This window comes from Bradyrhizobium sp. 62 (assembly GCF_023073035.1).
GTDB lineage: Bacteria > Pseudomonadota > Alphaproteobacteria > Rhizobiales > Xanthobacteraceae > Bradyrhizobium.
Map to the genome: position 1 here is coordinate 724,602 of NZ_JADPIT010000015.1, position 19,640 is coordinate 744,241.

Consider the following 19,640-nt stretch of genomic DNA (forward strand, 5'->3'; position numbering starts at 1 on the left):
CCCGGGGCCGCCTCTCCATGAGCCTACCGCCTGGTTGGCGCCTCGCGCAACTAACTCCCGGTCCAGATCTTTCAGTCGCCCGAGCAGGTTCTCGACGATCTCCATGCAATCGGAATGTCCCAACGATTGCACGCCGCGCGCTGTTAGCTCGCGCTCCAGCATGGCGGCTATAATAATTTGAATGCTCACGAATTCTCCGCCGACTTCGCCCCAGAGACGGTACGGCTCAACTTGGAAATGGGTTTCGCTAAAGCGAAAGGCCGCAGGGTGGTTCCAGCCCCCACTGCGGCCATCCCGGGCAAATTAAAAACTGGTACTTAAATCTCGCCGGTGTTCTCACAGTAGAACACCGTGTTCCGAAAAAGGATTCCGTAAGACTACCGGAATCCCAAGCGGCCCGGATAGTCATTCGGATGTAGAAATGGCACCGCTTCCTTACCAGCCCCCATGCTCCCGGCTGCCGATCAATTGCGGATCAGAGCGCCGGGAGCGACGCTAGGACTTCCCAGATTCCGGGGGTCGCTATCGCCACAGCCGGCGCGTGATGTTGAACAACGCCGCAAGCGGGACGCCCGCCAAGACACCCAGCATGCCGTACGACGTGACCAGCAGCGCAGCGCTAAGCGGCCCCGCGCTTGTCGCAAATCCATAGGCTGCGCCTAAGCCTCCCAGCGTTCCGGCAAAGACGACCATGTTGCGGTCGTTGCGCGCCTCGACGTTATAGATCGGGGGTCTTTTGCGGTGAAGAATGGGAGGACCGAACGGCACCTTCGAGCCGCAATGTGGGCAGGCCGACGCACTCGGTGAAACCGGGTGGTCGCAGTCGTGGCAATCGATCAGCTTTTTGGTCCGTCCCATGCCGCAAATCGTAGCGGCGGGGCGGCCAGTCCACAAGTTCGGCAGCTACTCCCAGCACACCGTCGCATGACCACAGCAGGGCCGCTCTGATCCCCGCATTCCCCGCGTTTGACTGGCGTTGAAAACCTGCGCGCCGTGCGGAAAGTTGACCAGCTCGGGACCTTTCTCGCCGACCATGGAGAGTCCACCCGGCGCCGAACGGGTGCCGCTTGCGAACATGGGAATGGAGAGGCCGTCCGTTCCGGCGCCGAGCGGCACCAGACCACGTGGGCACGCTGCCGGACCCCGCGCTGCCACCAAGCCCAACCAACGAACCCGGCCGATTTAGATCAAGCGCCTCTTCGACAGAGAAAGACGGATTAGGACGCCATCGGACTAGAAGATGGCGGAAGGGGTGGGATTCGAACCCACGGTACCCTTGCGGGCACGCCGGTTTTCAAGACCGGTGCCTTAAACCACTCGGCCACCCTTCCAAGTCCGGAATGGCTGTCGCTTAACGCAGTCGACGGCGCATAGCAACGCGAAGTTGGCGCCCGCCCCTTTCCCCGGCATCGGATCTGTCAGGCGAGCGTCAGCCTGTTCCCTTACCCTATGCCCTCTCGGCAATCCCGGACACTGGCGACATCTCCCAGGGCGTCGCCGGTTGCGAGGCCCGGTTTGGAGTCGCTTCCGTTTCCGGGCCTCGTTTGCCAGCTGCAAAGAAAAGCGGCGCCCCCGAGGGAGCGCCGCGCGAAGTCCGTTCATTGTTGCTTTAGCTCAATACCCGCAGGACGCACAGTTCATCTGCACCGGAGCGTAATAGGAATAGCCCGGCTGGACCATCTCGACGCGCTGGCGCGTGGCGTATTGGGGCGGGATGCGCTCGTACTGGACGCTCGGCGGCGCCACCATCACGGTCTGCGGCACCATCACGGTGCGGTACTGCGCCGGCGCGCGGTGCGCCACCACGGAGCCGGGCGAAACCATCACGGTCTCGTCGACAGTCCGGTATTGCGGCTGCACGTATTGCTGCTGGTAACAGGTCGTGCACGGCGGCGGCGTGTAGCAATTGTAGCAGCCGGCGGAAGCAGCGCTCGTCATGGAAATCGCAGCGACGACGGTCGAGGAAACGACAGCGAAAGTGCGAGACATTGTTGTGGTGCCCCAATTGCCCGAAATGGATTTGCGAAGGTCGCTGCCAGTATACGCCGCAAAACCTTGCTTTGCCGAAGTTCGTCGGGGCATCCTTAATGCAAACGGCCGGCTTGCGCCGGCCGTTCAGAACTTGTTGACCATGCGCGGTGCGTGATGCTTGCGATCACGCCGGCACGTGACGCTGTTACTTCACGCGACGCTTGACCTCGCGCACCGCGCCGCGCGCGGCGCTGGTGGTGAGCGCAGCGTAAGCCTGCAGCGCGGTCGAGACGTTGCGCTTGCGGCCGATCGCCTGCCAGGCGGCATCGCCCTTCGCCTCTTCGGCGGCGCGACGCTTGGCCAGCTCGTCGTCGGAGACCTCGAGGGTGATGCTGCGGTTCGGGATGTCGATGGCGATGCGATCGCCGGTCTGCACCAGGCCGATGTTGCCGCCTTCGGCCGCTTCCGGTGACAGATGGCCGATCGACAGGCCCGACGAGCCGCCTGAGAAGCGTCCGTCGGTGACGAGCGCGCAGGCTTTGCCGAGGCCCATCGATTTCAGATAGCTGGTCGGATACAGCATCTCCTGCATGCCGGGGCCGCCGCGCGGGCCTTCATAGATGATGACCACGACCTCGCCGGCGACGACCTTGCCGCCCAGAATGCCTTCCACGGCAGCGTCCTGGCTTTCGAACACGCGGGCCGGGCCGGAAAATTTCAGGATTGAGGCGTCCACGCCGGCGGTCTTCACGATGCAGCCGTCCTGCGCGAGATTGCCGTAGAGCACGGCGAGACCGCCGTCCTTGCTGAAGGCGTGCTCGAGGTTACGGACGACGCCCTTCTCGCGGTCGGTATCGAGCTCGTCGTAGCGACGCTCCTGGCTGAAGGCGATTTGGGTCGGGATGCCGCCGGGCGAGGCACGGAAGAAGGTGCGGACGGACTCACTCTTCGAGCACTTGATGTCCCAGCGCTCCAGCGCGTCGTTCATGGTCGGCGCGTGCACGGTCGAGACCGAGGTGTCGATCAAGCCGGCGCGGTCGAGCTCGCCCAGGATACCCATGATGCCGCCGGCACGATGCACGTCCTCGACATGCACGTCGGCGACCGACGGTGCGACCTTACAGAGCACCGGCACGCGGCGCGACAGCCGATCGATGTCCTGCATGGTGAACGCGACCTCGCCTTCATGGGCGGCGGCGAGCAGATGCAGCACCGTGTTGGTCGAGCCACCCATCGCGATATCGAGCGTCATCGCGTTCTCGAACGCCTTGAAGTTCGCGACATTGCGCGGCAGCACGCTCGTGTCGTCCTGCTCGTAGTGGCGGCGCACGATATCGACGATGGTGTGGCCGGCCTCGACGAACAGGCGCTTGCGATCGGCGTGGGTCGCGACCACCGTGCCGTTGCCGGGGAGCGCAAGGCCAAGGGCTTCCGTGAGGCAGTTCATCGAATTGGCCGTGAACATGCCCGAGCACGAGCCGCAGGTCGGGCACGCCGAGCGCTCAATCACCTTGACGTCCTCGTCGCTGACTTTGGAGTCGGCGGCTGCGACCATGGCATCGATCAGGTCGACCGCCTTGGTCTTGCCCTGCAGCGTGACCTTGCCGGCCTCCATCGGTCCGCCCGAGACGAACACGGCGGGGATGTTGAGCCGCAGCGCGGCCATCAGCATGCCGGGCGTGATCTTGTCGCAATTCGAGATGCAGACCATCCCGTCGGCGCAATGGGCATTGACCATGTACTCGACGCTGTCGGCGATGAGCTCGCGCGACGGCAGGCTGTAGAGCATGCCGTCATGGCCCATGGCGATGCCGTCATCGACCGCGATGGTGTTGAACTCTTTCGCCACGCCGCCGGCCTGCTCGATCTCGCGGGCGACGAGCTGGCCGAGGTCCTTGAGATGGACATGGCCGGGCACGAACTGGGTGAAGGAATTGACCACCGCGATGATCGGCTTGCCGAAATCGCCGTCCTTCATGCCGGTCGCGCGCCAGAGGCCGCGGGCGCCTGCCATGTTGCGGCCGTGGGTGGTGGTGCGGGAGCGATAGGCTGGCATGGCGGTTTCCGTCCTCGGGTTTGGCTGGCCGGGCGCGGCAAAATTTCGAAGCCGCCTCAGGCCTTTCCGGCCGGATAGCGCACGGGGGGAACGCGCGCAACGGGAACTTGAGCCGGACAGGGCTCCCCTGCTCCCGGCGCGGGCTCTCGTAGCGCGGATGGAGCGCAGCGCAATCCGGGGCAAGTGCGCGCCGGCGGACGAGACCGGCCCCCGATTACGCTGCGCTCCATCCAGGCTACAAGTCGGCGCGCGCTTGCATTGGTTTCGGGCAATCGCGCGTGCAGGCCCATGCACCGCGCAAATGCAAGCGCGATAAAATCCGTAGTCGTCCGGAATGGAATCCTATTCCGATGTCGCGTACATCGCGGGACATCGATCGGCGGCCTTCCAAGGGCATCACCCTCTGATCGCGCACCACGGGGTTGGGGGACCACATGGGGCGGGGGGATCAAAGGCTGGGGCAAGGTTACGAGGTCCGGACTCCTAGGCACTCCGGACCTCGGGACTTTCTAGATTGAACGTGATTTCGCGCCGCCGGCTTGATCAGCCGTGCGGCGCGAAGTCGTTGTGGCGTCGTTATGCCGACCCGGGCGCTTAACGCGTCTGCGGCTCGATCGTCACCGTGCAGTCGCCCTGCCCTTGCGTCGCGACCACGATGTTGCCCGCGGCAGCGCCGAGGGCGATCGGCGCGGACGAGCCGCCGCCGGGCATCTGGACGGTCACGCTCAGGGAATCGTTTCGTGCGGTCGAGCCTACGGTGGAGGGTTCTGCCTGGGCCACATTGCCCGAGGCGTCACGCCGCATGATCTGGCAGTTCACATTGCTGCCCCCCGCGGCCGCCATTCCCGATGAGGTGTCGCCGCTCATCTGGGCGCGGGCTCGCGACGGATCGCGAGGGACCTGGCTGACGATGCGATGCGTCCGCGGCTCCACAATGACGACGTCGTCACCGGTCGCGAAATATTCGTAGTCTCGATATTCGGGCTCGATCGAGACGATCTCGGGCGGAAGCCTGTGAAGGCGCACGCGCGAGGGAATGGTCTCGCCGACCCGGATCGAAATGTTCAGATTACGCTCCGGCTCCGCCAGGCGTGCACGGCTCACCGTTTCGGAGATCCGCACCTGCTTCTCGGACGTCACCTGCGTCTGCTGATTGGCCTGCGTGTTGGTCTGGTTGGCTTGGTTGGTCTGCGTGCCCGAATTGGCGGGCGCGGTCTGCGCGTTGTTGGTCGGGGCCGTGCGGTTCGTGTCGGTCGCGGTGGCCGGCCGGTTGTTCTGTTGCGCCGGCTGCTGCTGCTCAGCCGCGTTGCGCGGCGGCTGGGTCTGGTTGCGCTCGTTCTGGTTGGTCGCGGCACCCGTGCGCTCGTTCTGCTGGCTAGACGTGCCGGATTTGGACTTCTCGGACTCGGCCGTCGATTTCTGCGGCGCCGATTTGTCCTGCTTCGTCTCGGCGCTGCTCTTGCTGTCGCGTCCCGGTTTCGTGCTCTCGGCATCGCGATTGCGATCGCGCGAAGGCTCGCGGGATTCTTGTGCCTGATCTTTCGACTTCGGCTGGTTGCGCTCGGCAGAACTCGCCGGCTGGCGCTTGTCGTCACTCGCGTCCTGCCTGGCAGCGCCGCCCTTCTCCTCGCGGCCAGCGCCCTGCAATCGGTCCTGGGCGCCCTGCGCGCGCTCTTGAACACGCTCCTGGGCGCCGCCGCGCTGCGGCGCGGCGCCTTTCGCCGGCTCCTCGTTGCGTCTCGGTTCGTCCCTCCGCTCACCGGGCGCCTGGGCGTGGGCGAAGCCGGAAGCAAGCATCAGCCCGATCGCTGCAGTCGATAACATCAAGTGCTTGCGCATGGTCCCTCTCCTCGGAAATTCGCGACAACAGACGCGAACGTTCTGTGGGTGCGAAGGTTCCTGGTCAGGAACGAGGGCCGATCACGCGGGTCTCACATCTCAGGCCGGTCTCACATCGGGTCCTTCATCGTGAGCCGCGCCGTGAATGTCACGCTGGTCTTGCCAACCAGCGCCATGCCTTCAACCTCGGCGCCGTCCGCGGAATAGTCGCCCGAAAAGCCGCAGGTCACTTCCCTGCCGCCGAACGCGAGCGGCTTGCCGACGGCCTCGGTGTGCTGATTGACGGTCATATCGCCGCGCCATTTTCCGTTCCGGAAGGTGTAGCTGCCGGTGTAGTAGAAATAGCTGTCGCCGCCCATGATGCGGCCGTCGCAGAGCACGACGACGCCTTTGGCCTGGCCGCGCTTGCCGTCACGCATCTCAATCTCAAAGATGTAGAGGCCGTTGAGGACCTTCTGTGGGTTGCCGCCCTGCTCGGGCCCATCGCCGGCCGACATCGCTCATCTCCCGTTCAAACCGGCACATTCCGTTCGAGATCTTCAAGCCACGCTGCCGCGCTCGAATCCGACGGCGCGCGCCAGTCGCCGCGCGGCGACAATGAGCCGCCGGCCGAAACCTTGGGGCCGTTCGGCATCGCCGAGCGCTTGAACTGGCTGAAAGCGAAGAAGCGGCGCAGGAACACCTCCAGCCAGCGGCGTATTTCCTTGAGATCGTAGGCCTTGCGCTTGTCGGTCGGAAATGCCGGCGGCCATTCGCCCTCGGCGACGTCCTTCCACGCCTGCAACGCCATGAAGGCGATCTTGGACGGCCGCATGCCGAACCGCAGAGTGTAGAACAGGTTGAAATCCTGGAGCTCGTAGGGACCGACCGAGGCTTCCGTGCTCTGCGGCTTCTCGCCGGGCTCGACCGGAACCAGCTCGGGCGAGATTTCAGCAACTAGGATCGAGCCAAGCGTTTGGTTGACGTCGTCGCTGAACTGCTTCGACGCGATCACCCATCGGATCAGATGCTGGATCAGCGTCTTCGGCACTCCGGCGTTGACATTATAGTGCGCCATCTGATCGCCGACGCCATAGGTGCACCAGCCCAGCGCGAGCTCTGAGAGATCACCGGTTCCGATAACGAGGCCGCCATGATGGTTGGCGAGCCGGAACAGATAGTCCGTGCGCAGCCCCGCCTGCACGTTCTCGAATGTGACGTCGTAGACCTTCTCGCCCTTGCCGAAGGGATGGCCGATGTCCTTCAGCATCTGCGTCGCCGTGGTGCGAATGTCGAGCTCCTGCCAACGCGTCCGCAACGCCTTCATCAGCGCCAGCGCATTGGTCTTGCTCTCGCTGCCGGTGGCAAAGCCCGGCATGGTGTAGGCGAGAATGTTCTCGCGCGGCAGGCCAAGAAGGTCGACGGCCTTGGCGGCGACGATCAAAGCGTGGGTGGAATCGAGCCCACCCGAGACGCCGATGACGACGCGCTTGGTGCCGGTCGCGCGCATGCGCTGGACGAGGCCGGCGACCTGAATGTTGTAGGCCTCATAGCAGTCCTGCTCGAGCAGGCTCTCGTCGCTCGGCACGAACGGAAAGCGTTCGACCTTGCGCAGGAATCCGATGTCAGCGGCCGGCGGCTTCAGGGCAAAGCTGACTTTCCGAAAGAAGCCTTCGCGCTGCCGGCGATTGTCATCGAACGTGCCCATCGCTGCACGTTCCTGCCTGAGCAGGTCGAGATCGACGTCGGCGTACGTGATCTGACCCGCTTGGCGGAACCGCTCGCCTTCAGCCAGCAGCACGCCGTTCTCGTAGATCGAGGTCTGGCCGTCCCAGGCCAGATCGGTGGTCGATTCCCCTGCCCCGGCGGCGGAATAGACGTAAGCCGCGAGGCAGCGGGCCGAAGTCGATTGACACAAGAGCGCGCGCGAGCGGGCGCGGCCGATCGTGATCGGGCTGCCCGAGAGATTGATCAGCACGCTCGCGCCCGCGAGTGCGAGCTCGGACGCCGGCGTCACCGGGATCCACATGTCCTCGCAGATCTCGACGCCGATGGTCAGGCCCGGAACGTCCTCGGCCGCAAACAGGAGGTCGGCGCCGAACGGCGCATGGAGCCCACCAAAGGCGATCATCTCACCGGCGATGCCGGCGCCGGAGGCGAAATGCCGTCCCTCGTAGAATTCGCGATAGGTAGGCAGGTAGCTCTTGGGCACGACGCCTAGGACTTTGCCGCGATGAATGACGACCGCGCAATTGTAGATGCGATTGCCAAAGCGCAGCGGCGCCCCGACGATCAGGACGGTCATCAGGGCCGAGGATGCCTCGACGATGGCCGCGAGCCCGCGCTCGACCGCATCGAGCAGCGGGTCCTGCTTGACGAGATCTTCGATCGCATAGCCGGACAGGCACAGCTCGGGAAACACGGCAACCGCTACCGACTGCGCGTGGCAGTCCTTCGCCGCCGCCAGAACCGCCCTCGCGTTTGCCGTGGGATCGGCCACATGAGAGGTGGTGACGCAGGCCGCCACGCGCGCAAATCCGTGGGCATAGATCGAGTGGAAACTCATCGAGCACAGTCCCTTTGTCTCGTCGCGACCGGCCTCCGCCAGCTCTGGACTCCATTTAACCCATCGACATCGCCCCGTGCAGGCCATTCAACGGCATGCATAACGGATTTGCAGCTTTCGCTGCCCGGCCCTTGGGGCAGTGTCAGGCTGTGCGCACCAGCATGCCGGGCAGATCGTCGCGCAGCCATTCGGCGATCCGGGGCCAGGCATGGGCGTGGGTCCGCGCGCCCATGAACAGGCCAAGGTGGTTACTGGGCTCGGAGGCCGCCGCAATGAAGGCCGGTGGTGTGCCGAGCAAGCCGGCGGTGGCGAGCGCCTGCGCAGCCGGCACGACGTCGTCATCAAGCCCGGCCAGCAGGAAGACCGGCGCCTTGACGTCCTTCAGATCAACCACGCGGCCGAGGGCCGTGAATTCGCCGCGCGCGATCCGGTTCTCCCGGAAAATCCAATTGACGATCTCGAGATAATAGGTGCCGGGCAGATTGAGAGGCTCGGCATTCCAGCGCTCGAAGCGTGCCAGCAGCGCCGCACCTTCCTCGCCGGAGAGGTCGCTCTGCAGCGCCCTCACGATGTCGTCGCGGCTCGGCGCCTTCGACCAGACCCGCAGCATCTCCTCGCCGCTGACATTGCCGCCGCCGCGGGCGACGAGCTGGTCATAGACCATCTCCGGTGCGTTGCGGGCGAGCTGCGACAGCCTGGAGTCGATCGAGAGGTCGACGGGCGCGCCTGCCAGCACCAGCCGCCGCACCTTGGCGGGAAAGCGCGCCGCATAGCACAGCGACAGCCAGCCACCCTGGCACAGTCCGACGAGATCGACCGGCGCGCCGATCTCGTCGATGGCGACGTTGAGATCGCCAAGATAGCTGTCGATCGAGAGATAGCGCATGTCAGGCGTGGCTGAGCACCAGTCGGTGAGATAGACCCGGTCGATGCCGCCATTTTGCAGGGACTGCACCACGCTGTGGCCGGGGGCGAAATCGGCGATCAGGGCCCGGTGCAGCGCATAGGGCGCGCAGACCAGGGCCGGCTGACCGGACCCCGTCCGCGCGCAATTGCGCAGGCGCATGGTCGCGAGCTCCAGCGCGACCGAGTTGGGCGTGGTCCACGGCAGGCTGCTGTCGGACTGCTCCGGCGGAGCGCGCTCGAGCCATCCGAAGCAGGCGTCCATCGCAAGCCGAGCCGCAGCGAACGGCCACAGCAGCGGGTCATCCGGGACCGGGCCCGGTGCGCGCTGCTGTTTGCCGGTCTTCTCTGCCATGGCTAACTCACGGTCCTCACAGGAAGGCCTCGAAGCTGACGAGCGAAATGCCGCGCTCCCGAAAACTCTGATGGGTCGCGGCCACCGAGCCGTCGAGATCGATGCCGCGGCAGGCGTCCTCGATGACGGCGACCTCGAATCCCGCCTTGCGGGCATCCTCCGCCGAGAAGCGGACGCAGAAGTCGAGCGCGAGGCCAACGACGAAGATCGTCTTCAACTCGCGCTCGCGCAAATATCCGAGCAGGCCGGTCGGCGTTTTCCTGTCGTTCTCGAACAGCGCCGAATAGGAATCGATGCCGCGCCGAAACCCCTTCCGCACCACCAGGCTCGCGCGGGTGACGTCGAGATCGCGATGAAATTCCGCGCCCGCCGTGCCCTGGACGCAATGGCTCGGCCAGAGCACCTGGACGCCATAGTCAAGCGCGATAGTCTGGAACGGCTGTTTGCCCGCATGGTTCGGCGCAAAGGAGACATGATCGCGGGGATGCCAGTCCTGGGTCAGCACCACATTGGCGAATTTTTGGGCGATCCGGTTGATGGCGGGGACGACCGCCTCGCCGCCGGGCACGGCGAGCGCCCCGCCCGTGCAAAAATCGTTCTGCACGTCGATGACCAGCAGCACGTCGCGGTCGGAAAGCTTCATCGCAAGGTCCATTCCAGGCCATCCCGCGCGACCGGCGCAGAACGAACGTCTCCAGTGTCGATCTTCCCGCGCTGCTTCGCAACCACCGAAGCGGTGCGGCGATCTGCGCGAATGCACCACGTCGGTGCCGGGATGCAACGGTTTGGGCTCATCCGTGTTGACTAGATCCACCAGGGGACGGATTCTAAAAGCCGTTCGCATTTTGCGACCGGATAGAGCGGAGGAAGCGGTTCCCGCAGCCTGAAAGGGGCTGTGGCAGCCATACCCACATGACCATCGGCAAGACAGGACAGATTCTTCTCGCCGATATCGGCGGCACTAATGCGCGCTTCGCGCTCAGTCAGGGCGATGAGACCGGACCGATCGACTACGTCAAAGTGGCAGACTTCCCGACGGTCCGGGAAGCCATTGCCGATGTTCTCGCGCGTCGCTCCGACGGCAAAACGCCCCGAAGGGCTGTGCTGGCCGTCGCGGGGCCGGTGACCAACAACCGCTGCGTCATGACCAACAGCCCGTGGGTCATCGACGGCAACGAGCTTCAGCCGGCTCTCGGCTTCGACAGCGTCCATGTTCTCAACGATTTCGAGGTGGTGGCCTGGTCCCTGCCCGCCCTGCAGCCCGCCGACCTCATCCCGCTCGGCGGACAGGAGGGTCTTCCCGGAGAACCGTTGCTGGTGGTCGGTCCCGGAACCGGCTTTGGTGTTTCCTGTCTGGTCGAGCGCCACGGCTCACGGTTGGCCGTCGTCACCGAGGCGGGCCACGCGACCCTGCCGGCAGAGGACGAGCGCGAGGAACGCGTAATCGCGTGCATGCGCCGGCGCCTCGGCCATGTCTCCATCGAGCGTGGCGCATTGTCCGGTTCCGGCCTGCAAAGCCTGTACGAGGCGCTGGCCGAAGTGGAAGGCGCCGAGGTGCCGCATCGCGATGCCGCTGCCATCACGAAGGCGGCCTTGGAGGGCAGTTGCGAACTCTGCCGCGCGACGCTGGACATGTTTTGCGCCATCCTCGGCTCGGTCGCCGGCAATCTCGCGGTGACCTTCGGCGCCCGCGGCGGCGTCTATATCGCCGGCGGAATCGTGCCGCGCTTTCCGGAGTTCCTTGCGGCTTCCGCATTCCGGGCGCGCTTCGAAGCCAAGGGACGCTTCCAGGACTATCTCCGCGACATCCCGACCAGGCTGGTCACGAAACCTGATGCGAGTTTCCTCGGCCTGAAGATGTTCGCGGAGCACAACCAGCCTTAACGGCGCGCGCCTCCGTCCGCGGATTCCAGTCATGCACAGCTGATTGCACGGCACGCCCGCTCGACGCGGGATCGTGCTTGCGCGTTCGTCCCGGATGAGAAACAATCCTGGCTTGTGTGTGGCGTAGTTGCGGGGGCGTGACATGCGTAAGCAGGATCTGGGTTTCGACTATCACCGCTATCACCGCCTGCTGCTCGAGGCGGACGACGATGGCAAGCGGCTGGCCCTGATCGAGCTCTTGATCGAGGAAAAGGCGCGTGACCGCCTCGCCGCCCAGCGCGCTTCGGACCGCGCCGCCATGACGGCCCACACTATCGCTACCGTGCTGAAGAACGGGCGCCAGTGAAACGAGTGGTTGCGCTACGGTGCCCGAAAACGCGGCATCAATTGCGATTTCGTTAACGATCCCTCGAAAGCTCGCGTCAAACTTTTTGCTCTAGGAGTTCCCTTACCTGATGCAATTCAGGGGCAACAAAGGGGGGAATGAACATGAGCATGATTTCGATCGCCGCGATGCCGGCCACCAGCGAAACGCGTTTGGCCGATTCTTCGTTTTCTTCATTCAAGACCATCTTGCTGTTTTGCTGCACGGGCCTGGTCGCCTCGTTCGGCCTGATGGCGCGCGGCATCGATCTCGGCGCCGGCCTGATGTGAGACCGCGACGAATTCCGTCGCGAAATGGCCGCCCCTGACGGGCGGCCATTTTTGTTTTTGGTCTCAGTGCGGCGTCTTTGCTGCCGCTTCCGGAAACATCGAATCGATCATTGCCTTGAGCTGATTGATCGAGATGGGCTTGCGCAGGATCGGCCGGCGCCGGAGCAAGGACGGCAGCAGTTCCGGACCGTAGCCCGTCGCAAACAGAAACGGCTTGCCGCGTCGCTCGATCAGGTCGGCGACCGGATCGACGTAGAGGCCCTTGAGATTGATGTCGAGGATCGCAAGATCGTACTGCGCGGTCATGGCGAAAGCGCTGGCGTCCCGAACATTATCCGCTTCCGCGATGACGTGGTGGCCGAGTTCCTCCACCATGTCCGTCATCATCATCCGGATCAACGTCTCGTCTTCGACCAGGAAAACGGAGAGTCCGTCCGCCATATCAACCCCGCCCATCAGCTTCCGAAGCTGATCATAACCGAATCGCGAAGAGGATTCACGAATTCGTGGCGGGGTCCGTTAATTCAGACGCGCCCGATCCGATTCAACTTGATCAATCCAGTCCTCGTTCGTGGCTGAGCCGCACCATCTCCTGTACGAACACCTGCTTCTGCTTGTCATCGAGGCTCGAATAGAGGGGCTCAGCGGCGTCGGCGACATTGCGCTGGTCGGCAGCGCGGTCGATGAGGAATTGGGCCTCGTTGCGCATCTGCTCGACGATGTCGTCGGGCGGATCCCGCTTGGCGCGCGCGACCCGCAGGTTTAGCCGCTCGGCACCGTTATGCCCGAGGTAGTGCATGGCGCTCGAGAAGCCGTACCAGTGCTTCTCCTGGTCGGGCGTGAGGTTCAGTTCGGTCTTGATCCGCTCGATATAGGAGTCGCTGTTGGTGACGATCTGGTCGGCGGTCAATTGCGGTGCGCCGGTCTGGGTGAGGACGGTGACATCCTTGTCCTGCGGCGCGTTCTTCGCCTCCTTGCTCGCCTTGGCGCCCTTGCCAGCCTTCGCGCTCTTGGCATCCTTGTCCTTGCCGGCGCCCTGCTTGGCGTCTTTGGCAGCGTCCTTGCTCGAATCCTTGCTTGAATCCTTGGCGGGAGGCGCCTGATTGCCATTGTTGCCAACACCGAGCACGCCGGTGAAGACGCCGACCACACCGCCGATCGCGCCGCCGAGCACGCCGCCGACCGGACCTGCCGCCTTGTTCCCGGCCGCCGCTCCTTCCTGAACCCCTTTGACCAGGCCTTGAGCGTTCGCCACCGCGGCTGCGCCGAGCAGCAACACGAAAACGGATCCCAGCGCGAACCATCGTCGCAGGTTAAGCCGCGCGAGCGGCGCCGGGTTGATCATTCTGGTCTCCATCTCGATCTGATTAGGCTGCTGGGGGTGAGAACCACTTGCCAGTTGCAACTCTATCGTTTTCACCGCTTCGAGGTCTAGCCACCGATAATTGCTATACACGCCCGAAAAGTGTTTGCCGCGAGGTGCTTATGCAGGCTCCTTGGAAACTGCGGCGTAATTGCGCACGTATCGGTCCAGCGCGCCCGCGCCCAGTGTGCATCGCAAAACGACCGACTGTGGTTTAGGGCTCGCGCGTGACGTCGAGGGCAGCGCCACCTCGGCGGACACAACGTTAGTTCTAGGCGCAAGCCGCTCGGTTTTCTCGACAGACGCAATCAATCATGATCTGATCGCGCTACCAATTTGCCTTCGAAGCCGATGGCATCAATAAGAAACGTCGAACGAGAAACTTAAAAAAAGAAAATCAAAAGTAGAACTCGGAAGAGTTCAGAGGAAACGCCAGAACAATAAAACACCCAAGCGAGGAAACGAGATGTCACGCAAGACACTGACGCGACGTCAATTTGTGGCTGCCACTGCAATGTCCTCCGCGGCGCTGATCACAGCGCCCTATGTCCGAGGCGCTTACGCCGCCGGCAAGCTCTCGATCGGCTTCTGGGACCATTGGGTCCCTGGTGCCAACTCTGCCTCCACCGCGCTCGTCAATGAATGGGCAGCGAAGGAGAAGGTCGAGGTCTCCATCGACTACATCACCAGCAACAACAAGAAGCTCGAACTAACCGTCGCCGCCGAGGCGCAGGCAAAATCCGGTCACGACATTCTCCAGATGCCGACCTGGTGGCCGCATGCCTATGCGGAGCAGCTCGAGCCGGTCACCGACATCATGGAGCCGATCATCAAGCAGAATGGCGAGGTGAACGGCACGACCAAATATCTCGGCCAGGCCGGCGGCAAATGGCTTGCCGTCCCTGCCACCGTCGGCAGTCAGATCAAGGGCCCCTGCTCGCGCATCGACCTGATGAAGAAGCATGCCGGCATCGACGTCCAGGAGATGTATCCGGCCGGTAGCGTGCCCAAGGACGAGAACTGGACGATGGAAGTCTTTCTCAAGGCCGCCGAAGCCTGCAGCAAGGCTGGCGTCCCGTTCGGGATCGGCCTCGGCGAGACCACCGACAGCGTCGATACCGCCGGCGCGATCTTCCAGTCGTTCGGCGCCGAGCTCGTCAATGCCAAGGGCGACATCACCGTAAAGACTGACGCCGTGCGTCAGGCTCTCGAATTCTACAAGAGATTGATCGCGGTGCTTCCGGCGGACGCGGCCTCCTGGGATGACGCGTCTAATAACAAATGGCTGATCTCGGGCCGCGGAGCACTGATCTTGAATCCGCCGAGCTCCTGGGCCGTTGCGAAACGCGACGCACCACAAGTCGCTGAGCAATGCTGGACGCACGGCATGCCCGCCGGTCCGAAGGGCCGTTTTGCACCGTTCCTGCCCTACTTCTGGGGCGTCTGGGCTTTCGGCAAGAACAAGGAAGCCGCCAAGAGCCTGCTGACCCATCTGTCGCAGCCGTCGTCGATCGAAAAGTTCGTCGCGGCGAGCGGCGGCTACGATCTCCCGGCTTTCGCAAACATGACGAAGCTCAAGACGTGGGCCGAGGAAGGGCCGCCGAAGGGCACGCTTTATAGCTATCCCGACCCACACGGCCGCCAGACGATGTCGATCGCGGCCTCGCCGGCGCCGCCGAAGATCGCCCAGCAGATCTACAACCAGGCGACGTTGACCAAACTGGCGCTGCGCTATGCCCGTGGCGAGACCATCGAGCAGGCGCTCGCCTGGGCCGAGGGCGAGTGCGAAGGCTTCATGCGCAGCTGATGCCGGGTATGTGGCATGGCGGTTCACGGGTTCGCGCGTGAGCCGCCGGGGATTCGCCCCCTTTTTCCATCGCCTTGCGAGAGAGGCCGACCGATGCGGCCGGCTTCCCTGTTGAATGTACCGTAAGAAAGTCTGACCATGGCCGATGTCGTCGTTGAGCAAGCTCGCTCCGTCCGTGCCGCCAGGCCGCGCAAACGGGCGAGCCTTAAAAATGCACTCAGGCGGAAGTCGACGATGGCGTTCTTCCTGACGCTGCCGCTGATTCTCCTGATCGCGCTGTTCGTGCTCTATCCTGCCTTCTACTCAATGCATCTCGCCACGCTGAACAAGTCGATGCAGAAGTTCGTCGGCTTGAGCAATTTCACCTTCCTGTTCAAACGCGACACGTTCTGGATGGTGGTGAGGCAATCCTGCATCTTCGCCCTCACCGCGGTGTTTTTCAAAGCGCTGATGGGCTTCATTGTCGCTCATTTCGTCCACAACCTCCCGGCCAAGGGCCAGCGCAAGTGGCGCGGCATGCTGCTGGTCCCTTGGGTGATCCCGCCGGCGATGAGCACCCTGGCTTGGCTGTGGCTGTTCGATCCCTCCTACAGCGCCTTCAATTACACGCTGTCGTTCTTCGGTGTCGGCCCGATCCCCTGGCTTGGCGACACCTTCTGGGCGCGTTTCTCCGTCATCCTCGTCAACGTCTGGTACGGCGCACCGTTCTTCATGATCATGTATCTGGCCGCGCTTAAATCGGTGCCCGACCAGCTCTACGAAGCGGCCGCCATTGACGGTGCCAATTGGTGGCAGAAGATCTGGCACATCACCCTGCCGATGATGCGCAACATCATCGCCATCACAACGCTGTTCTCGTTGATCGTCACTTTCGCCAATTTCGACATCGTGCGCATCCTGACCTCGGGCGGCCCGTTGGATTCGACGCATCTGTTCGCCACCTGGGCCTTCCAGGTCGGAATCCAGAGCAGCGATATTCCGCTCGGCGCATGCGTCTCGCTGTTCATGGTGCCTATCCTCGCAGTCGCGGCGGTCTTCATCCTGCGCGATGTCAACAAACGTGGGAACGAAGCCTGATGAGCACGCTTGCAATCGACAAGGGCGGTCCCACGCGCAAAGTCAAGTACCGGAGCATGAGCCGGGATCGGACATGGGCCCTGCGCTGGTCCTACTTCTTCTTGGTGCTGTTCGCGATTTTTTCGCTCGTCCCGCCGATCTACATGCTGATCACCTCCCTTAAGAGCAGCGCGGAGATTTCGGCGGCCACCAATCCCTGGTGGGTGTTCCATCCCACCCTGGCGAACTACGTCGAGCTGTTGACGTCGAACCAGTTTTTGCGCTTCTTCTGGAATTCGGCGGTCGTCTCCATCGTCGTTGTGTGCGTCACCATGCTGATCAGCATTCCTGCGGCCTTTGCGCTGGCAAGGATGAAGTTCTGGGGCTCGACGACGCTGGCGACCGGGGTTTTTCTGACCTACCTGGTCCCGGACAGCCTCTTGTTCATTCCGCTGTTCAAGATGCTCGCTGCTGTCCAGGACATCACCGGCATCACGCTCCTCAACCGATGGTACGTGCTGCTGTTCATCTATCCGACGCTGACGGTGCCGTTCTGCACCTGGATCATGATCGGTTATTTCGCCTCGATCCCGAAGGAGCTGGACGAGGCGGCTCTCATCGACGGCGCCTCCTGGCTCCAGACCCTGACTCGGATTTTCATCCCCGTCGCCCTGCCGGGCCTGATCGCAGCGACCATCTTCGCCTTCACCGTGTCCTGGGCGCAGTTCCTCTATCCCCTGGTGTTCACGACATCCATCGACCAACTCGTGCTGCCGGTCGGCATCACCACCACGCTGATCAAGGGCGACGTCTTCAACTGGGGTCAGATCATGACCGGCGCGCTGCTTGGCGCTGCCCCGCCGCTGGTCATCTACGCCTTCCTGATGGACTATTACATTGCCGGCCTGACCGCCGGCGCGACAAAGGGTTGATGTCTTATGGCTGAGGTTGCGTTGCGGAAGGTGGTCAAGCGTTACGACGACGTCGAGGCGGTGCGCGGCATCGATCTCGACATCTCCGACCATGAGTTCATCGTGCTCGTCGGCCCCTCCGGCTGCGGCAAGTCGACGACGTTGCGGATGATCGCCGGACTCGAAGACATCACCGACGGCGACATCATGATCGGCGGCGACGTCGTCAACGACGTGCCGCCGAAGGACCGCGACATCGCGATGGTGTTTCAGAACTACGCGCTCTACCCGCACATGACGGTCGCGGAGAACATGTCGTTCGGGTTGCGGCTCAAGCATTACCCGAAGGCCGAGATCAAGGCGCGGGTGACCGAGGCCGCCCGCCTCCTCGACATCACCGACCTGATCGACCGCAAGCCGAAGCAGCTCTCCGGCGGCCAGCGCCAGCGCGTTGCCATGGGGCGGGCCATCGTGCGCAACCCGAAAGTCTTCCTGTTCGACGAGCCGCTGTCCAATCTCGACGCCAAGCTGCGCGTGCAGATGCGGATCGAGATCAAGAAGGTGCACCAGAAAGTACGCACCACCACCGTCTACGTCACCCATGACCAGGTCGAGGCGATGACCTTGGCCGATCGCGTCGTGGTGATGAACAAGGGACGGATCGAGCAGATCGGCACGCCGAACGAGCTCTACCACAAACCCGCGACACGCTTCGTCGCGGGCTTCATTGGCTCGCCGGCGATGAACTTCATTCCGTGCCGGCTCGAGGACGTCGGCGGCAAGCTCAACGTCCGCCTGACGGACCGCATCTCGTTCCCGTTGCCGCCGGCCCGCGCCGCCCATTACAGCGCGCTGCCCCGAGCTGAAAACCTGTTGCTCGGCATCCGTCCCGAACATCTCACGGAATCGCATGCGCATCTGGAGCCGGGTGTCGAGACCTTCGACACCGTGCTTGACGTCACCGAGCCGATGGGAATGGAGACGCTGGTCTATTTCGGACTGGAGGGCACGCCGATCTGCGGCCGTGTCGATCCCAATGCGGGCGCCAAGGACGGGGGCCCCATGCGTTTGGCGATGGACCTGAACAATATGCACCTGCTAAACGAGGCGACCGGCGCCGTATTGTGACGGCCGGGCAAGAAACTCGTGCAGGTAGGGACGATGTCGACCAACAAGAAGAAAATCTTTGTTACGCAAACTTTGTCGCAAGGGGCACGCGCCCTCCTCACCCAGCGCGATGACATCGAGCTCATCGAGTTTCCGAACCTGATCTCCGCCAGGGATTTTGAGGCTTTGCTGAAGAGCCACGCGCCGGTCCATGGCGTGGCGCTTGGCGCTACCGCGTTCGGCGAGACCGAGCTTGAAGCCTCGAAGGACATGAAGGTGGTGACCCGGATCGGCGTCGGCTACGACGCCGTCGACGTCCCCGCCCTCTCCCGCCGCAAGGTGCCGCTGATGGTCGCGGGCAGCGCGAACTCGCCCTCGGTCGCCGAGCAGGCCCTGTTCATGATGCTGACACTGGCCAAACGTGCGCAGGAGATGCATTCCTGCGTCAAGGACGGCAAATGGGCCGACCGGCTCGGCATGCTGCCGTTCGACCTCTACGGCAAGACCGTCCTCATCATCGGCTTCGGCCGCATCGGCACCCGCACCGCCAAGCGCTGCCTGGCGATGGACATGAATGTGCAGGTCTATGATCCCTACAAGGCAGCCGTAGAGATCAAGGCAGCAGGCTGCGAGCCGGTCGCCGATCTCGATGCCGCGCTGCCTCACGCCGATTTCGTCACCATCCACTGCCCGAAGACGCCGGAGACCGTCGGCCTGTTCGACGCGGCGCGGATCGGCCGGATGAAGCCGAAATCCTACCTCATCAACACCGCACGCGGCGGCATCGTGAAGGAAGCGGCGCTGTACGACGCGCTGGTCTCGGGCAAGCTCGCCGGTGCCGGCGTCGACGTGTTCGAGGTCGAGCCGCCACCGGTCAGCAACGCGCTGTTCGCGCTGCCCAACGTTATCATGGCCCCCCATGTCGCCGGCGTCACGGTCGAGGCGGTGAGCCGGATGAGCGAGCAGACCGCGCGCAACATCCTGAGTGTGCTGGACGGCGATCCCATCCGGCAGAACATCATCAATCAGGATGTCCTGGGCTGAGCTATCTCAAGGGCGGGCGGCCGACCCCCGCCTTCGGAACGCCAGAATGAGTCCCATTTTGGTGCAGATCGAGCCCTCACTCAGCCTTAATCAAACCCGCGTAATAGGTCCGGCCGCGGCGGCAGTGGGACAGACTGGCCGGCCG

Annotated in this window: 20 protein-coding genes and 1 tRNA gene; 9 read left to right on the forward strand and 12 right to left on the reverse strand. The window is 63.6% G+C overall.

What is annotated here, in order from left to right:
* From IVB47_RS13900 to IVB47_RS13915, 4 genes are all read right to left on the reverse strand, one after another.
* Positions 1-189: hypothetical protein (locus IVB47_RS13900; protein WP_247462166.1), on the reverse strand; the 189-nt coding region annotated here is incomplete at its 3' end.
* Positions 190-522: 333 nt separating this feature from the next.
* Complete coding sequence (locus IVB47_RS13905) at positions 523-858, reverse strand: zinc-ribbon domain-containing protein (protein WP_247462168.1); 336 nt, start codon at positions 856-858, stop codon at positions 523-525.
* A gap of 383 nt (positions 859-1,241) precedes the next feature.
* Positions 1,242-1,331: transfer RNA gene (locus IVB47_RS13910), tRNA-Ser, on the reverse strand.
* Positions 1,332-1,614: 283 nt separating this feature from the next.
* Positions 1,615-1,938, reverse strand: coding sequence for a hypothetical protein (locus IVB47_RS13915; protein ID WP_035961287.1), 324 nt, complete (start codon positions 1,936-1,938; stop codon positions 1,615-1,617).
* Between IVB47_RS13915 and IVB47_RS13920 the strand changes: the two genes are divergently transcribed.
* Positions 1,937-2,146, forward strand: coding sequence for a hypothetical protein (locus IVB47_RS13920; protein ID WP_247462170.1), 210 nt, complete (start codon positions 1,937-1,939; stop codon positions 2,144-2,146). The two genes, IVB47_RS13915 and IVB47_RS13920, sit on opposite strands and share 2 nt — an antisense overlap.
* A gap of 30 nt (positions 2,147-2,176) precedes the next feature.
* Here IVB47_RS13920 and ilvD read toward each other — a convergent pair whose 3' ends face one another.
* From ilvD to pncA, 6 genes are all read right to left on the reverse strand, one after another.
* Positions 2,177-4,027, reverse strand: a complete 1,851-nt coding sequence (ilvD, locus tag IVB47_RS13925) for a dihydroxy-acid dehydratase (RefSeq protein ID WP_247462172.1) — start codon at positions 4,025-4,027, stop codon at positions 2,177-2,179.
* A 594-nt stretch (positions 4,028-4,621) separates the two neighbouring features.
* Positions 4,622-5,866 carry a DUF1236 domain-containing protein gene (locus IVB47_RS13930; RefSeq protein ID WP_247462175.1) on the reverse strand — a complete coding sequence of 415 codons (1,245 nt, stop codon included), beginning with the start codon at positions 5,864-5,866 and terminating at the stop codon, positions 4,622-4,624.
* 110 nt (positions 5,867-5,976) lie between these two features.
* A complete protein-coding gene (locus IVB47_RS13935; RefSeq protein ID WP_027566966.1) occupies positions 5,977-6,363 on the reverse strand; it encodes a GrlR family regulatory protein in 387 nt (128 codons plus the stop codon).
* 14 nt (positions 6,364-6,377) lie between these two features.
* Complete coding sequence (locus tag IVB47_RS13940; protein WP_247462177.1) at positions 6,378-8,411, reverse strand: NAD(+) synthase; 2,034 nt, start codon at positions 8,409-8,411, stop codon at positions 6,378-6,380.
* A 142-nt stretch (positions 8,412-8,553) separates the two neighbouring features.
* Positions 8,554-9,669, reverse strand: coding sequence for an alpha/beta fold hydrolase (locus tag IVB47_RS13945; RefSeq protein ID WP_247462179.1), 1,116 nt, complete (start codon positions 9,667-9,669; stop codon positions 8,554-8,556).
* Between the two features lie 16 nt (positions 9,670-9,685).
* The gene (gene pncA, locus IVB47_RS13950; RefSeq protein ID WP_247462181.1) at positions 9,686-10,324 is read right to left on the reverse strand and encodes a bifunctional nicotinamidase/pyrazinamidase; all 639 of its coding nucleotides are present in this window, start codon (positions 10,322-10,324) and stop codon (positions 9,686-9,688) included.
* Between the two features lie 257 nt (positions 10,325-10,581).
* Here pncA and glk point away from each other — a divergent pair, with 257 nt between their 5' ends.
* The 3 genes from glk (at position 10,582) to IVB47_RS13965 (ending at position 12,207) form a co-directional block, all read left to right on the forward strand.
* Entirely contained in the window at positions 10,582-11,553 is a 972-nt protein-coding gene (gene glk, locus IVB47_RS13955; RefSeq protein WP_247359359.1) for a glucokinase, read from the forward strand.
* Positions 11,554-11,695: 142 nt separating this feature from the next.
* Positions 11,696-11,899, forward strand: a complete 204-nt coding sequence (locus IVB47_RS13960; protein WP_007590943.1) for a hypothetical protein — start codon at positions 11,696-11,698, stop codon at positions 11,897-11,899.
* A 143-nt stretch (positions 11,900-12,042) separates the two neighbouring features.
* Entirely contained in the window at positions 12,043-12,207 is a 165-nt protein-coding gene (locus IVB47_RS13965; RefSeq protein ID WP_162847220.1) for a hypothetical protein, read from the forward strand.
* Positions 12,208-12,270: 63 nt separating this feature from the next.
* On the opposite strand, the gene IVB47_RS13970 is transcribed toward IVB47_RS13965, so the two are convergent.
* Both IVB47_RS13970 and IVB47_RS13975 read right to left on the reverse strand, forming a co-directional pair.
* Positions 12,271-12,648 (reverse strand): response regulator, encoded by a 378-nt coding sequence (locus tag IVB47_RS13970; RefSeq protein WP_247463159.1) that lies wholly within the window; start codon positions 12,646-12,648, stop codon positions 12,271-12,273.
* Between the two features lie 112 nt (positions 12,649-12,760).
* Positions 12,761-13,552, reverse strand: a complete 792-nt coding sequence (locus IVB47_RS13975) for a Spy/CpxP family protein refolding chaperone (protein WP_247289973.1) — start codon at positions 13,550-13,552, stop codon at positions 12,761-12,763.
* Between the two features lie 484 nt (positions 13,553-14,036).
* Here IVB47_RS13975 and IVB47_RS13980 point away from each other — a divergent pair, with 484 nt between their 5' ends.
* The 5 genes from IVB47_RS13980 (at position 14,037) to IVB47_RS14000 (ending at position 19,495) form a co-directional block, all read left to right on the forward strand.
* Positions 14,037-15,377: an extracellular solute-binding protein gene (locus IVB47_RS13980; RefSeq protein WP_247289964.1), complete on the forward strand. Its 1,341-nt coding sequence runs from the start codon at positions 14,037-14,039 to the stop codon at positions 15,375-15,377.
* A gap of 138 nt (positions 15,378-15,515) precedes the next feature.
* A complete protein-coding gene (locus IVB47_RS13985) occupies positions 15,516-16,454 on the forward strand; it encodes a sugar ABC transporter permease (RefSeq protein ID WP_247289962.1) in 939 nt (312 codons plus the stop codon).
* Positions 16,454-17,365, forward strand: a complete 912-nt coding sequence (locus IVB47_RS13990) for a carbohydrate ABC transporter permease (RefSeq protein ID WP_247289960.1) — start codon at positions 16,454-16,456, stop codon at positions 17,363-17,365. The genes IVB47_RS13985 and IVB47_RS13990 overlap by 1 nt, the downstream gene beginning before the upstream one ends.
* Positions 17,366-17,371: 6 nt before the next feature.
* Positions 17,372-18,472, forward strand: coding sequence for a sn-glycerol-3-phosphate ABC transporter ATP-binding protein UgpC (ugpC, locus tag IVB47_RS13995; RefSeq protein ID WP_027566975.1), 1,101 nt, complete (start codon positions 17,372-17,374; stop codon positions 18,470-18,472).
* Positions 18,473-18,505: 33 nt separating this feature from the next.
* The gene (locus IVB47_RS14000; RefSeq protein ID WP_247462182.1) at positions 18,506-19,495 is read left to right on the forward strand and encodes a hydroxyacid dehydrogenase; all 990 of its coding nucleotides are present in this window, start codon (positions 18,506-18,508) and stop codon (positions 19,493-19,495) included.
* Positions 19,496-19,640: the final 145 nt, after the last annotated feature.

What these genes read in the sequence shown, in the direction of transcription:
- IVB47_RS13975 (WP_247289973.1), bottom strand. Translation starts at nt 13,552, where the DNA reads ATGATCAACCCGGCGCCGCTCGCGCGGCTTAACCTGCGACGATGGTTC.
- IVB47_RS13940 (WP_247462177.1), bottom strand. Translation starts at nt 8,411, where the DNA reads ATGAGTTTCCACTCGATCTATGCCCACGGATTTGCGCGCGTGGCGGCC.
- IVB47_RS13945 (WP_247462179.1), bottom strand. Translation starts at nt 9,669, where the DNA reads ATGGCAGAGAAGACCGGCAAACAGCAGCGCGCACCGGGCCCGGTCCCG.
- IVB47_RS13980 (WP_247289964.1), top strand. Translation starts at nt 14,037, where the DNA reads ATGTCACGCAAGACACTGACGCGACGTCAATTTGTGGCTGCCACTGCA.
- ilvD (WP_247462172.1), bottom strand. Translation starts at nt 4,027, where the DNA reads ATGCCAGCCTATCGCTCCCGCACCACCACCCACGGCCGCAACATGGCA.
- pncA (WP_247462181.1), bottom strand. Translation starts at nt 10,324, where the DNA reads ATGGACCTTGCGATGAAGCTTTCCGACCGCGACGTGCTGCTGGTCATC.
- ugpC (WP_027566975.1), top strand. Translation starts at nt 17,372, where the DNA reads ATGGCTGAGGTTGCGTTGCGGAAGGTGGTCAAGCGTTACGACGACGTC.
- IVB47_RS13905 (WP_247462168.1), bottom strand. Translation starts at nt 858, where the DNA reads ATGGGACGGACCAAAAAGCTGATCGATTGCCACGACTGCGACCACCCG.
- IVB47_RS13985 (WP_247289962.1), top strand. Translation starts at nt 15,516, where the DNA reads ATGGCCGATGTCGTCGTTGAGCAAGCTCGCTCCGTCCGTGCCGCCAGG.
- IVB47_RS13970 (WP_247463159.1), bottom strand. Translation starts at nt 12,648, where the DNA reads ATGGCGGACGGACTCTCCGTTTTCCTGGTCGAAGACGAGACGTTGATC.
- IVB47_RS13990 (WP_247289960.1), top strand. Translation starts at nt 16,454, where the DNA reads ATGAGCACGCTTGCAATCGACAAGGGCGGTCCCACGCGCAAAGTCAAG.
- IVB47_RS13915 (WP_035961287.1), bottom strand. Translation starts at nt 1,938, where the DNA reads ATGACGAGCGCTGCTTCCGCCGGCTGCTACAATTGCTACACGCCGCCG.
- IVB47_RS13930 (WP_247462175.1), bottom strand. Translation starts at nt 5,866, where the DNA reads ATGCGCAAGCACTTGATGTTATCGACTGCAGCGATCGGGCTGATGCTT.
- glk (WP_247359359.1), top strand. Translation starts at nt 10,582, where the DNA reads ATGACCATCGGCAAGACAGGACAGATTCTTCTCGCCGATATCGGCGGC.
- IVB47_RS13920 (WP_247462170.1), top strand. Translation starts at nt 1,937, where the DNA reads ATGGAAATCGCAGCGACGACGGTCGAGGAAACGACAGCGAAAGTGCGA.
- IVB47_RS14000 (WP_247462182.1), top strand. Translation starts at nt 18,506, where the DNA reads ATGTCGACCAACAAGAAGAAAATCTTTGTTACGCAAACTTTGTCGCAA.
- IVB47_RS13965 (WP_162847220.1), top strand. Translation starts at nt 12,043, where the DNA reads ATGAGCATGATTTCGATCGCCGCGATGCCGGCCACCAGCGAAACGCGT.
- IVB47_RS13960 (WP_007590943.1), top strand. Translation starts at nt 11,696, where the DNA reads ATGCGTAAGCAGGATCTGGGTTTCGACTATCACCGCTATCACCGCCTG.
- IVB47_RS13935 (WP_027566966.1), bottom strand. Translation starts at nt 6,363, where the DNA reads ATGTCGGCCGGCGATGGGCCCGAGCAGGGCGGCAACCCACAGAAGGTC.